This is a genomic window from Actinomycetes bacterium (genome assembly GCA_035506535.1).
Lineage (GTDB): Bacteria > Actinomycetota > Actinomycetes > DATJPE01 > DATJPE01 > DATJPE01.
This window is the reverse complement of record DATJPE010000035.1, coordinates 1-12674: the sequence shown is the minus strand read 5'-3', so window position 1 is coordinate 12674 and position 12674 is coordinate 1. Positions and strand designations below refer to the sequence as shown.

The 12674-nt window shown below is 69.8% G+C and carries 10 protein-coding genes; 4 read left to right on the top strand and 6 right to left on the bottom strand.

The features are described from left to right. Nucleotides 1–57 precede the first annotated feature (57 nt). Nucleotides 58–771 (top strand): IclR family transcriptional regulator, encoded by a 714-nt coding sequence (locus tag VMI11_05825; protein ID HTY71928.1) that lies wholly within the window; start codon nt 58–60, stop codon nt 769–771. Then, nucleotides 768–1460 (top strand): gamma-glutamyl-gamma-aminobutyrate hydrolase family protein, encoded by a 693-nt coding sequence (locus VMI11_05820; GenBank protein HTY71927.1) that lies wholly within the window; start codon nt 768–770, stop codon nt 1458–1460. The genes VMI11_05825 and VMI11_05820 overlap by 4 nt, the downstream gene beginning before the upstream one ends. Before the next feature lie 134 nt (nt 1461–1594). On the opposite strand, the gene VMI11_05815 is transcribed toward VMI11_05820, so the two are convergent. The 6 genes from VMI11_05815 to VMI11_05790 form a co-directional block, all read right to left on the bottom strand. Continuing rightward, nucleotides 1595–3160: an amino acid permease gene (locus VMI11_05815; GenBank protein HTY71926.1), complete on the bottom strand. Its 1566-nt coding sequence runs from the start codon at nt 3158–3160 to the stop codon at nt 1595–1597. A gap of 55 nt (nt 3161–3215) precedes the next feature. Continuing rightward, complete coding sequence (locus VMI11_05810; GenBank protein ID HTY71925.1) at nt 3216–3980, bottom strand: 3-oxoacyl-ACP reductase; 765 nt, start codon at nt 3978–3980, stop codon at nt 3216–3218. 4 nt (nt 3981–3984) lie between these two features. After that, nucleotides 3985–5352: an aldehyde dehydrogenase family protein gene (locus VMI11_05805; protein HTY71924.1), complete on the bottom strand. Its 1368-nt coding sequence runs from the start codon at nt 5350–5352 to the stop codon at nt 3985–3987. Then, nucleotides 5349–6719, bottom strand: a complete 1371-nt coding sequence (locus VMI11_05800; protein ID HTY71923.1) for a glutamine synthetase family protein — start codon at nt 6717–6719, stop codon at nt 5349–5351. The genes VMI11_05805 and VMI11_05800 overlap by 4 nt, the downstream gene beginning before the upstream one ends. Nucleotides 6720–6840: 121 nt before the next feature. Further along, nucleotides 6841–9279, bottom strand: coding sequence for an FAD-dependent oxidoreductase (locus VMI11_05795; GenBank protein ID HTY71922.1), 2439 nt, complete (start codon nt 9277–9279; stop codon nt 6841–6843). Beyond that, on the bottom strand, nt 9276–10181 hold the full coding sequence (locus tag VMI11_05790) for a phosphotransferase (protein ID HTY71921.1): 906 nt from the start codon (nt 10179–10181) through the stop codon (nt 9276–9278). Before VMI11_05790 ends, VMI11_05795 begins: the two co-directional genes overlap by 4 nt. Before the next feature lie 42 nt (nt 10182–10223). On the opposite strand from VMI11_05790, the gene VMI11_05785 reads away from it, so the two are divergent. Both VMI11_05785 and VMI11_05780 read left to right on the top strand, forming a co-directional pair. Further along, nucleotides 10224–10997, top strand: a complete 774-nt coding sequence (locus VMI11_05785; GenBank protein HTY71920.1) for a GntR family transcriptional regulator — start codon at nt 10224–10226, stop codon at nt 10995–10997. Nucleotides 10998–11263: 266 nt separating this feature from the next. Then, complete coding sequence (locus VMI11_05780) at nt 11264–12445, top strand: tyrosine-type recombinase/integrase (protein ID HTY71919.1); 1182 nt, start codon at nt 11264–11266, stop codon at nt 12443–12445. The last annotated feature ends 229 nt before the right edge of the window (nt 12446–12674 follow it).

The window sequence follows — 12674 nt, the reverse complement described above, 5'->3', positions numbered from 1 at the left end:
CTGCCTCGTTCCCCGCGGACTCTTGCGTCTCGTATGTCGAGACGGCAATATCAGACCATGGACAACTCTAGCGGAGTCGGCGTCCTGGACAAGGCGGCGGCCGTCCTGTCGGCGCTCGAGAGCGGCCCGCTCACCCTCGCCGGCCTGGTGCAGGCGACCGGGCTCGCCCGGCCCACCGCGCACCGGCTCGCGGTCGCGCTGGAGTACCACCGCCTGGTGGGGCGTGACCTGCAAGGCCGCTTCGTCCTCGGTCCCCGGCTCGCCGAGCTCGCCGCCGCCGCCGGGGAGGATCGTCTGCAGGCCGCGGCGGGGCCGGTGCTCGCCACCCTGCGCGACCTCACCGGCGAGAGCGCTCAGCTCTACCGTCGCCAGGGCGACGAGCGGATCTGCGTCGCCGCCGCCGAGCGCCTGAGCGGTCTGCGCGACACGGTGCCGGTGGGATCGGTGCTCTCGATGGGCGCCGGGTCGGCCGCGCAGGTGCTGCTCGCCTGGGAGGAGCCGGAGCGCCTGCACCGAGGGCTGCGCGGGGCCCGCTTCACGGCCACCATCCTCGCGGGCGTACGGCGACGTGGATGGGCGCAGAGCGTCGCCGAGCGCGAGCCCGGGGTCGCGTCGGTGTCAGCGCCGGTGCGCGGCCCGGGCGGCCGGGTCGTCGCCGCGGTCAGCGTGAGCGGCCCGATCGAACGACTTACGCGAACTCCCGGCAGGCTGCACGCGCCCGCCGTGATGGCGGCCGCGGCCAAGCTGACCGAGGCGCTGAAGCGCCCATGAGCCGGCCGGTCATCGGGATCTCCGCCTATCGTGAGCGCGCCCGGTGGGGGCCGTGGGACGTCGACGCCGTCCTCGTCCCCGACGCTTACGTGCAGCACGTCGTACGGGCCGGGGCGCTCCCGGTCCTCATCCCGCCCGGCCTCGCGTACGCGGACGAGGTGCTCGACCGGCTCGACGGACTGATCCTCGCGGGAGGCGCCGACATCGACCCAGCTCGCTACGGCGCGGAGATCCGGCCCGAGACGACGGGGCTGCGCCCCGACCGCGACGCCAGCGAGCTCCGGCTCGCCGAGGCCTCAGCACATCGCGATCTGCCGACGCTGGGCATCTGCCGCGGGCTCCAAGTGATGGTCGTCGCCTCAGGCGGACGGCTGCACCAGCACCTGCCGGACCTGGTCGGTCACGAGGAGCACCGCCCAGCTCCTGGGACCTACGGAGAGCACTGCGTGTCCCTCACCCCGGGCACCCGCCTCCATCAGGTTCTGGGTGACCGCGTCGTGGTCAGCTCGTCGCACCACCAGGGGGTCGACGATGCGGGCCGACTGACCATCAGCGGCCACGCCGACGACGGCTCGGTCGAGGCGGTCGAGGACCCGAACCGGTGCTTCGCCCTCGGGGTGCTCTGGCATCCCGAGGTCAGGGACGACCCGCGCCTGTTCGAGGCGCTCGTCGACGCAGCCACCCGGTAGCCCCGGGAGGTCCTGACGGCTCCCGCCCCACTTCTGGGAGAAGAACGGGGTGGGGCGGCGGACGCCAGCGTCCCGGCCGTCCTGACCTCAGGAGGGAAGAGGCAGGACGGCCGGGCGACACGTTGCACGGAGCACTACTCCGCGTCGACCACTCCTTCGGGTAGGTCGATCGTGGACTTGGGTCCGCTGAACCAGTTCTTCGCCGACACCTGCCACCAGATGGTGATGGCGATGAGAACCCCGAAGACGACGATCGGGGTGTAGTTCACGTAGCGCCAGGCGAAGGACGAGTTCCACGGCACCGCTGCCGGAGACCCCGGGAGAAGCGCGATGATGCTCGAGATCAGGATCTCAGCCACGGCGATGGGCGCCATCCACTTCCACTTGTTGCCCAAGTTCCACGAGCCTTGCACAAAGCTGTCACCCGCGCGCCAGCGGTAGTAGATCGGGATCGCGAACGCCACGTACAGGCCGACGACGCCGATGGTCACGACCGCGAAGAAGGCGACCGGAACGGGCGCCCCGTTGATGTCGACCTTCAGCAGGGCCGGGGCGGTGATGATCACGGAGATGATGGCCGTGAGGATGACCGCGTTGAACGGCACCTTCGCCGCGTTGAGCTTGCGCCAGTGCCGGTGGCCCGGCACCGCCCCGTCCCGGCTGAACGCGAACATCATCCGCGTGCAGCTGGTCATGCACGCGACGGTGCAGAAGAACTGTCCGATCGTCGAGATCGCCAGAACCGTGCTCGCCCAGTTGGTGCTGAGGGCCTGTGTGAAGATCGTGACGACGCCTCCACCAGCCTTGGTGACGCCGTCGACGTCCTGCACGGCGAAGAGGAATGCCAGCAACAGGATCCAGCCACCGATCGCCGAGTAGAAGATCGACCGCCAGATGCCCTTCGCTGCAGAGTCCGCGGCGCTGTGCGTCTCCTCGGAAAGGTGGGCAGATGCGTCGTACCCAGTGATCGTGTACTGCGTGAGGATCACGCTGAGTGGCAGCACGTAGAAGACGAAGCCCCAGCCCGACGTGCTCCCTCCGAAGAACCCGGTGTTGTTCACCGTGGTCGTGAAGACGTCGTGGACGCTCTGGTGGTGGTTGGGGATGAACAGGAGGATCAGGACGACCGCCGAAGCTCCCAGGACGTGCCACCACACCGAGATGTTGTTGAAGATCGCCAGCAGATGACTGCTGAAGATGTTCACCAGCGACACCAGGATGAGCACGACGATGAAGATCACGAAGACCCTGGTCAGTGAGTAGTGGGCTGCCCACGACTTGCTGTAGGTGTCCAGGGTGAGGTCGAAGAAGGTCGCGACGCCATAGGCGACGGACGCCTCGATGGCCAGCAGCCCGATCAGGTTGAGCCAGCCGGTGTAGAACCCGGCTCGTGCGCCCCCGAGCCTGGACGCCCACCAGTAGATGCCCCCCGAGGTCGGGAAGGCGGAGACCAGCTCGGACATGCAGAGCCCGATGACCAGGATGAAGGCCGCGATGATGGGCCAGCCGATCGCGATGGCCGCAGGACCGCCGTTGTTCCATCCGACGGCGAACGTGGTGAAGCAGCCGGCGAGGATGGAGATGATCGAGAAGGAGATGGCGAAGTTGGAGAACCCGGACCAGGTTCGGTTGAGTTCCTGCTTGTACCCGAGTTCGGCGAGCCGCTGCTCGTCCTCGTTCAGGATGAATCCTTCTGGCACTGACGTTCCCTCCTAGGAAGTCCCCGTTGCTGCTGGGATTCAATGGTGGTGCGGACTAGAGCGGTGTGACGTAGGCCCCCGAGATGCCGCCGTCGACGAGGAAGGTCGACGCCGTCACGAAGGAGGCGTCGTCGCTGGCCAGGAAGGCCACCGCGGCGGCGATCTCCTCGGCATCGGCGAAGCGCCCCATCGGGACGTGCACGAGCCGCCGGGCGGCCCGTTCGGGGTCCTTGGCGAACAGCTCCCGCAGCAGCGGGGTATCGACCGGCCCGGGGCACAAGGCGTTGACCCTGATGCCCTCGCGGGCGAACTGCACCCCCAGCTCGCGGCTCATCGCCAGCACGCCGCCCTTGCTCGCGGTGTAGGCGATCTGGGAGGTGGCGGCGCCCATCACGGCCACGAAGGAGGCTGTGTTGATGATCGATCCCTTTCCCTGCCGCTGCATGTAGGGCAGCACCGCCTTGCAGCACAGGTAGACCGACGTGGTGTTGACCCGGATCACCCGCTCCCAGGCGTCGAGTCCGGTCACCAGGATCGAGTCGTCGTCCGGTGGGGAGATGCCGGCGTTGTTGAAGGCGATGTCGACCGAGCCGTAGGTCTCGTACGCCGTCGCGAAGACCCGCTCCACGTCCTCGGCCGAGGTGACGTCCGCATGGACGTAGGTCCCGCCGATGTCGCCCGCGACAGCACTCCCGGCGTCGTCGGCCAGGTCCACGACGACGACCTTCGCGCCCTCGCTGGCGAAGCGGCGGGCGGTGGCGGCGCCGATGCCGCCGCCACCCCCGGTCACCACGGCCACGCGGTCCTGCAGACGGTCCATGCGTTCAGTCCTCCGTCGCGATGAAGACGTTCTTGGTGTCGGTGAAGGCGTCCAGGGCGTCCGGCCCGAGCTCACGACCCAGACCGGACTGCTTCACCCCGCCGAAGGGGGTGCTGTAGCGCACCGAGGAGTGGCTGTTCACCGACAGCGTCCCGGTCTCGACCGCCCTGGCCAGGCGAAGCGCCCGGCCCAGGTCGCGCGTCCACAGCGATCCGGAGAGGCCGTACTCGGTGTCGTTGGCCAGGCGCACGGCTTCGGCCTCGTCCTCGAAGGGAAGGACCACCACGACTGGTCCGAAGATCTCCTCGCGGTAAGCCCGGTCGGCGGGGGACACCGGCGCCAGCACCGTCGGGGGGTACCAGAAACCGGGACCGTCGGGGGCGCTGCCACGAAAGGCCACCGGGGCGTGCGCCGGTACGAACGACGCGACGACCTCCCGCTGCTCGGCGGAGATCAGCGGTCCCATCTCGGCGGTCTCCCGGGACGGGTCCTCGACGCGGACGGCCGCGACGGCGGGTTCGAGCAGCTCGAGGAAGCGGTCGTAGACGGATGCCTGGACGAGGATGCGTGAGCGGGCGCAGCAGTCCTGCCCGGCGTTGTCGAACACCGCCGAGGGCGCGGTCGCGGCCGCCCGCTCGAGGTCGGCGTCCGCGAACACGATGTTGGCGCTCTTGCCGCCGAGCTCCAGCGTCACGCGCTTCACGCGGTCCGCGCAGCCGCGCATGACGCGCTTGCCGACCTTGGTCGACCCGGTGAAGACGATCTTGCGTACGTCGGGGTGCGTCACGAAGCGTTCGCCGACGACCGAGCCCTTGCCCGGCAGCACGGTGAAGACGTCCTCCGGGAGGCCGGCCTCGAGGGCGAGCTCCCCGAGTCGCACCGCGGTCAGCGGCGTGAGCTCGGCGGGCTTGAGGACCACGGTGTTGCCCGCGGCCAGGGCGGGGGCGAACCCCCAGCCCGCGATGGGCATCGGGAAGTTCCAGGGCACGATGACGCCGACCACGCCGAGCGGTTCCTTGAAGGTCAGGTCGACCCCCCCGCCCACCGGGATCTGGCGTCCGAACAGGCGCTCGGGCGCCGCGCTGTAGTAGGCGAGCACGTCGCGGACGTTGCCGGCCTCCCAGCGAGCGTTGCCGACGGTGTGGCCCGCGCCGCGGACCTCGAGCCACGCGAGCTCCTCGCGAGCGGCGTCGACCGCCTCGGCGAAGCGGCGCAGCAGGCGCCCGCGGTCAGCGGGTGCCACCGCGCGCCAGGTCTGGAACGCTCGGCTCGCCCGCCCGATGGCGTGGTCGGTCTCCTCGACGTCCGCGAGATGGACGGTGGCGACGACCTCCTCGGTCGCCGGGTTGAGCACGTCGTGGGTGGTCGTCACAGCCGCTCGAACCCCCGCAATCGCTCCCAGTCGGTGACTGCACGGTTGAAGGCGGCGAGCTCGACCCGCGCCATGTTGGCGTAGTGCTCGTGGACCTCCTCGCCGAAGACCTCGCGTACCCACGTGCTGCCCTCCCACAGGGCGAGCGCATCTGACAGGGACTCGGGGACGCGACGCTCGCCGGCGAGGTAGGCGTTGCCGGAGTATGGCGCCTCGAGCTCGAGGTCGCGCTCGATGCCGTCCAACCCTGCGGCGACGAGACCCGCTACCGCGAGGTAAGGGTTCACGTCGCCACCAGGCACCCGGCACTCCAGTCGCAGCGACGGTCCGTGGCCGACCAGGCGGAACGCGCAGGTGCGGTTGTCGCGGCCCCACTTCACCGCGGTCGGGGCGAAGGATCCCTCGACGTAGCGCTTGTAGGAGTTGATGTTGGGGGCGAGGAAGAGGGTCAGCTCCTCGAGGTGAGCGAGCTGTCCGGCGACGAACGCCTTCCCGACCGAGGACAGCCCTTCGTCGTGGTGGCCCTCGCCGGCGAGGACGGGGTCACCATCGCCGGAGCGGAACGAGAGATGGATGTGGCAGGAGTTGCCCTCGCGCTCGTTGAACTTCGCCATGAAGGTGATTGCCTGGCCCTCCTGGGCGGCGATCTCCTTCGACCCGGTCTTGTACAGCGAGTGGTTGTCGCAGGTTCGCAGCGCCTCGGCGTACTTGAAGGCGATCTCGTGCTGGCCCAGGTTGCACTCGCCCTTGGCCGACTCGACCTGCATGCCGGCACCGGACATGCCGAGCCGGATGCGACGCAGCAAGGGCTCGATGCGCGACGTGCCCAGGATCGAGTAGTCGACGTTGTAGAGGTTGGACGGGTGCGGGTCGCGATAGCCGGTCGCCCACAACGACTCGTAGGTGTCGTCGAAGACGATGAACTCCAGCTCGGTCCCCACGAGGGCGACCATGCCCTGCTCGGCGAGTCGGGCGGTCTGCCGGCGAAGGATCTGCCGCGGCGAGGCGAGGACGTCGCTGCCGTCCTCCCAGGACAGGTCGGCGAAGAGGAAGGCGGTGCCCTCGTGCCAGGGCAGCACCCGCAGCGTGCTGAAGTCCGGATGCATGACGAAGTCCCCGTAGCCCTTGTCCCACGAGGACATCCGGTACCCGTCCACCGTGTTCATGTCCACGTCCACGGCGAGCAGGTAGTTGCACCCCTCCGTGCCGTGCGCGACGACGTCCTCGAGGAAGTAGGCGGCATGCAGGCGCTTGCCCTGCAGGCGGCCCTGCATGTCCACGATCGCGAGCACCACGGTGTGGATCTCCCCGCGGTCGACGCGCGTTCGCAGCCCTTCGAGGTCGAGGGTGGCCGTCGACATGCTCATCACGTCGCCTTCCGGGTCGTCACGGGCCTCATGATCCGCTGCGTGGGTGACGCGAACGGCGCAACGAGGCTACGGAATTCGTCGTGTCCCAGGGCTCGATCGGAGGAGATCGTCGACTCCCTCATGAGCGAACCCTCTCGCCGGACGGGTCGTACAAGGGCTCCTGGCGCACCGTCGCGCCGACCCACTCGCCGAACACCAGCACCTCGGTGCGGGTGCCGGGGACGGTCGCGGACCGAGGGAGATAGGCGAAGGCGATCGAGGCGTCCACGGTATGGCCGATGGCTCCGCTGGTGACCCTCCCAACAGTGCGCCCCTCGACACGGACCGGCTCGTTGCCGAGGACGGCTCGCTGCGGGTCGTCGAGGGTCAAGCAGACCAATCGCCGCAACGGCTCCGGGTCGAGGGTGTCGGAGCCCACGAAGGACTTGTCGGCGCGCACGCAGAAGCCGAGTCCGGCCTCGTACGGCGTCTCGTCGCCGGTCACGTCGCTGCCCCAGTACCGGTACCCCTTCTCGGCGCGCAACGAGTCGATGGCCTTATAGCCGCAGGGCATGCCGCCGGCCGCGTCGGTGGCATCGGCGAGCAGCCGCCAGACCGCGGCGCCGTGCTCCATGGGGACGTACACCTCCCAGCCGAGCTCGCCGACGAAGGTGACCCGAAGCAGTCGCGCCGGCGCACCCCCGACCGTGGTCAGCCGCGCGGACATGTAGGGGAAGGCCTCGTTGTCCAGGCTCTGGGGAGTGAGTGGCTGGAGCACGTCGCGAGCCATCGGGCCCCAGATCCCGTAGCAGGCCCAGGCCGAGGTGACGTCGCGCACGGTGACGTCCCCGACTGCGTGCCGGCGGATCCACGACAGGTCGTGGCCGCCGAAGGCGGTGCCCGTGACGATGTGGAAGACCTGCTCCCCCAGTCGGGCCACGGTGAAGTCGCACTCCACCCCACCGCGCCGGTTCAGCATCTGCGTGTACGTCACACGGCCGACCGCGCCCGCCACCCGGTTATCGCAGAGTCGTTCGAGCAGCGTCGCGGCGTCCGGACCGGACACCTCGATCTTCGCGAACGACGTCTCGTCGAACAGCCCCACGTGCTCGCGAGTCGCCCGATGCTCCGCCTCGATCGCCGGCGACCACAGGTGACCGGCCCAGCCCAGCGGTCGGCGCCCGGCGTCCCCGAGACGCTCGTGGGGGGCGTAGTAGTTGACCCGCTCCCAGCCGCCCTTCTCGCCGAAGACCGCGCCGTGCGCCTCGTGCCACGGATAGGCGGGGGACATCCGAAGGGGCCGTCCGGAGGTACGTTCCTGACCCGGGTAGCGGATGTCGTAGTAGGTCGAGTAGTTCTCCAGGACGCGGGCCAGCGTGTACGTCGGCGAGCCGTAGTGCGCCCCGAAGCGGCGCACGTCCATCTCCCAGAGATCCATCCCCGGGTCGCCGTCGACCAGCCAGTCGGCCATGACCTTGCCCATCCCGCCGGCGCCGGCGATGCCATGGGCGCAGAAGCCGGCCGCGACCCAGAAGCCCGTCACCTCGCTCGGCCCGAGACAGAACTCGTTGTCGGGGGTGAACCCCTCCGGGCCGTTGACGACCTGACGCAGCTCGACGTCGGCCATCGCCGGCACCCGCACCACCGAGTTCGTGGTGATCTCCTCCAGCCGAGGCCAGTCTTCGGCGAGCAGCCGGCCGTTGAAGTCGGCCGGCACCGCGTCGAAGCCGTCGGAGCCGAGGGCGAACGGGCTGGGGTCGCGCTCGTAGCCGCCCATGACCAGCCCGGCGCCCTCCTCACGGAAGTACACCAATAGGTCAGGGTCGCGCAGGGTCGGGAGACGCGGTGCGCCCGGCTCCAGGTCGCGGAAGGGCATCGTGACGACGTACTGATGACTCATCGGGACGATGGGGACGCGCACGCCGACCAGGCGGGCGACCTCGGCCGCGTACATCCCGGCTGCATCGACGACGAGCTCGCACTCCACGTCTCCCCTGTCGGTGCGCACCCCCCGAACGGCACCGCGGACGACGTCGATGCCGAGCAGTCGCGTGCGCTCCGCGATGCGTACGCCGGCCCGGCGGGCCTCGGCCGCGAGGACGTAGGTGAGCCGTGACGGGTCAAGGTAGCCGTCCGTCGCGAGGTAGGTGGCACCGAGGACGCGCTCGGTGGACATCGGGGGGAAGAGGGCCTCGGCCTCGGCGGCGGTGATGCGCTGCAGCGGCAGCCCGAAGGACTCCGCCCAGCCGACCTGACGCTCCAGCTCCTCCATGCGCTCCGGGCTGCAGGCGAGCCGGATCCCGCCGCACTCGATCCAGCCGGGGTCGGTGTCGGGATCCCCGGCGAGCTTTCGGTAGAGCTCGGCGCTGTCCATCATCATCCGGGTCAGCACGACAGAGCCGCGCAGCTGGCCCACGAGGCCCGCGGAGTGGAACGTGGAGCCGGACGTGAGCTCGGAGCGCTCGAGCACGAGGACGTCGGTCTCCCCGCGCTGGGCGAGGTGGTAGGCGATGCTCGCTCCGCCCACACCGCCGCCAACGACGACGATGCGGGCCCGCTGGGGCAGGTCGCTGCTCATCGGGGGGCTCCGAGCCGGACCCGCAGGGTGTCCAGCGTGCCGTCGAGCCCGGCCTCGCGTGCGACGGCGTACTTCTCCATGCCCCAGGACGCGAAGTCGAAGTCGATCTCCGAGACGGCGGTCTGGATGGCCGCCCACAGCGTCCACCCGTAGCGCGCGAGGAGGGCCCAGGCGAGGGCCCGTGCCACCTTCCGGTCGTCGGGGGCACCCCAGTAGGCCGTGACGAGCGCAGCCGTCTGCGCCTCGTCGAGTCCGTTCTCGCTCGCCAGGTTGCCGAGCTCGAAGGAGGGCTCGTTCTGCCCGGCGTACTCGTAGTCGATGATCCAGATCCGCTCGCCGTCGTCGATGAAGTTGGCGGCGAGCAGGTCGTTGTTGCACGGGACGAACGACTCCGGCTCCAGCGCGAGGGCGTCCTCGAGACGCTCGTACGCCGGGGCGAGGTCCAGGTAGTCCGCCGGGATCGGGAACCCCTCGGCCAGGACCACGTCGAGGTAGCGGCGACGGATGGTCCGCATGTCGAAGTCCGACACGAAGGACGGCCCCGCGTGCAACGCGCGCAGCGCCGCGGCGATACGAGCGGTGCGCGGCGCGACGTCGGCGGCGTCCAGCGTGCGGCCGGGCAGGAAGCGGATCACGAGGACGTGCTCCTCGGGCAGGTAGGCCACGACCTCCGCCCCGACGCCGGCGGCGTGGGCCCGCACCGAGTTGGCGTACTCGGCGTCACGGTCGATGCCGAGCAGGCCGGTCGTGTTGGCGGACAGCCGCACGACGTAGTCACCGTCATCCGTCGTGACCCGCAGGTTGGTGTTGGTCAGTCCCCCTCCGAGGTCGCTGATCGTGCGGGGGCGGCCGGACAGCACGTCGACGCGGTCGAGGACCGCGTCGAGCGGCAGCGCTGCCATGGGTCGCAAGGTAGCGGGGAGTCCCACTACGGTCTAGACCCAATGAGCTCGGCGCAGCGCACGGTGACACCGCCCCGGTTCGACAGCCGCGACGGGGCGCCCGTGCACGAGCAGATCGAGCGCTGGTTCCACGACGCCTTCGCGACCGGCGCGTTCCGGTCCGGCGACCGGCTGCCGCCGGAACGAGAGCTTGCTGCGCACCTGGGCGTGTCGCGGATGACGCTGCGCCAGGCGCTGGCCTCCCTCGAGGGCAGGGGGCTGGTCGTCCGCCGGCTCGGCCGCGCGGGAGGCACCTACGTCGGGTCGCCCCGGGTCGTCGAGTGCGACCTCGCGTCGGTGACCGGGTTCAGCGAGCAGATGCGCCGCAGCGGCATGGCGCCCGGTGCCCGGGTCCTGGCGGCGGAGCGGGTACGCGCGCCGCGTGAGGTCGCCCAGGCCCTGGGTCTGTCCACCGGCACCTCGACCCTGCGCGTACGCCGGGTGCGTTCCGCGGACGGGGAGCCCGTTGCCCTCGAGGAGTCCTGGTTCCCCGGCCGGCTGTTCCCGGACCTCCTCGACCGCGACCTCGAGGGCTCGCTCTACGCGTTGCTCGCATCGGACTGGGGCCGTCACCCTGTCCGCCTGCGCGAGACGCTCGAACCGGTCATCGCCGGCGACGCCGACTGCGCGCTGCTCGGCACACCGCCGGGAGCCCCGCTCATGCTCGTGACCCGGGTCGCGCTCGACGCGACCGGGACGCCGGTGGAGTTCGCCCGGGACCTCTTCCGCGCGGACCGCACACGACTGGTGCTCTGGACGGCCGAGGTGTCGGGGTGACCGGTCACGTGCCCTGAGAAGTCGCTGACCCGGTCGATGACCCGCTGGGCGCGCCGTCCGGACCGGCGCGACAGTGGTAGCCCCGACGGGATTCGAACCCGCGCTACCGCCTTGAGAGTGCATTCTGAGCCCTCTCGTCGCCGTCCTCGATGTGTGACAAAATGGCCTCTGACCTGCGGTTATTCGTGTTGGTCGGTGTTGTTGGTTACTGGCCAGTATCGCTTCGGCTGTGGTCAAAGTGTGGTCAAGATCATCTTGGAGGGCATGTGGCGAGCCTTCGGCGGCGGGCGGGCGGCTGGGACCTGCGCTACCGCGAGCGCAGCGGACGTCAGCGGACCGAGCGCTTCCAAGGGGGAACGGCGAGGACGCCACCCGAGGCGGCGCTCGATCGCAAGGCCGAGGTCGAGCTGGAGCTTCGACGGGGCCGATACGTCCCGCGCGAGAGGCGAGAGGTCGCCTTCGCCGACTACTACCTCCCGTGGGCGGCCGCTCGCCAGATCAGCAGGAGCCGGCGCTTCACTGACGACCAACGCGCAGCCAAGCACGTGATCCCGTACTGGGGTCAGTGGCCGATCTGCGACATCAAGCCGTCGGACATCGACGACTGGGTCGCCGCGTTGTCGCGCTCCATGGGACCGCAGTCAGTGCGCGCGTGCTACGGACTGCTCCGCGGCCCGCTTCGGCGGGCCGTAAAGGATCGCGTGATCGACGATCCTTGTATCGACATCGGCCTCCCCAAGCTTCCAAGTCTGCGCAAGAGCTTCGACGACGTCCTGACCGCCCAAGAGGTCGACCGCCTGGTGGCCGCGCTCGTCGACCCGGACCCTCGCTACGCCGCCCTGCGGACGAACGGCCGCTACGAGGCGCTCATCTTCATGGGCGCCTGGCTCGGACCGAGATGGAACGAAGCCATAGGCCTTCGCATATGCGACGTGAACCCGCTGCGCAAGGAGCTCACGCTGGGGCGCGTGGTCGTCAATCAGAACGGCTCGCACACCTATGTCGAGGCCCTGTCGAAGACGGAAGACTCCCGGACGGTACCCGTGCCCTCGGAGGTCATGGACCGCCTCATCCGGCACCAGCGGCTGTACTGCGCAGGCGCCGACAGAGAGGACTTTCTCTTCACGAGCAACCGGGGCACACACATCCTGCGCGGCACCTTCTCGCGTGACGTCCTCGCAAAGGCGGTCAAGCGCGCCGGACCCCAGGGACGCAGGATCACCTGGCTGACACTGCGACACACGGCCGCCTCGCTCATGTTCGACGCCGGGCTGACGATCTTCGAGGTCCAGCAGCGCCTGGGGCACAAGAGCCCGACGCTGACTGCCGAGATCTACACACACCTCATGCGAGAACGCTTCCAAGAGGGCCGCGAGCGGATGGAGGTTTACATGGCCATTCAGCGAGTTGCGCGGCCATCCGGCGAGCGACCGGCCGCCCAGAACTGATGGACTGGAAGCAATCCCTCTGGATCTCACGTGGATCGCGTTGCCATCCGTTCCTCCGACCCGATCGTCGGGCTGGTCCGAATCGCTATCCGGCTGACCCTCTTCCGAACTGGTCGGCCCTACAGCCCGGCGAGCGTCACTCCGGGCCCACCGGTCGAACCGCCCGATAGCGGCAGGCACTTCGAGAGCGATCCGCCGGCCACCTAGCCCACAGCCTGGCCGGGCCGCA

What these genes read in the sequence shown, in the direction of transcription:
- VMI11_05825 (HTY71928.1), top strand. Translation starts at nt 58, where the DNA reads ATGGACAACTCTAGCGGAGTCGGCGTCCTGGACAAGGCGGCGGCCGTC.
- VMI11_05810 (HTY71925.1), bottom strand. Translation starts at nt 3,980, where the DNA reads ATGGACCGTCTGCAGGACCGCGTGGCCGTGGTGACCGGGGGTGGCGGC.
- VMI11_05820 (HTY71927.1), top strand. Translation starts at nt 768, where the DNA reads ATGAGCCGGCCGGTCATCGGGATCTCCGCCTATCGTGAGCGCGCCCGG.
- VMI11_05795 (HTY71922.1), bottom strand. Translation starts at nt 9,279, where the DNA reads ATGAGCAGCGACCTGCCCCAGCGGGCCCGCATCGTCGTCGTTGGCGGC.
- VMI11_05800 (HTY71923.1), bottom strand. Translation starts at nt 6,719, where the DNA reads ATGAGCATGTCGACGGCCACCCTCGACCTCGAAGGGCTGCGAACGCGC.
- VMI11_05785 (HTY71920.1), top strand. Translation starts at nt 10,224, where the DNA reads ATGAGCTCGGCGCAGCGCACGGTGACACCGCCCCGGTTCGACAGCCGC.
- VMI11_05790 (HTY71921.1), bottom strand. Translation starts at nt 10,181, where the DNA reads ATGGCAGCGCTGCCGCTCGACGCGGTCCTCGACCGCGTCGACGTGCTG.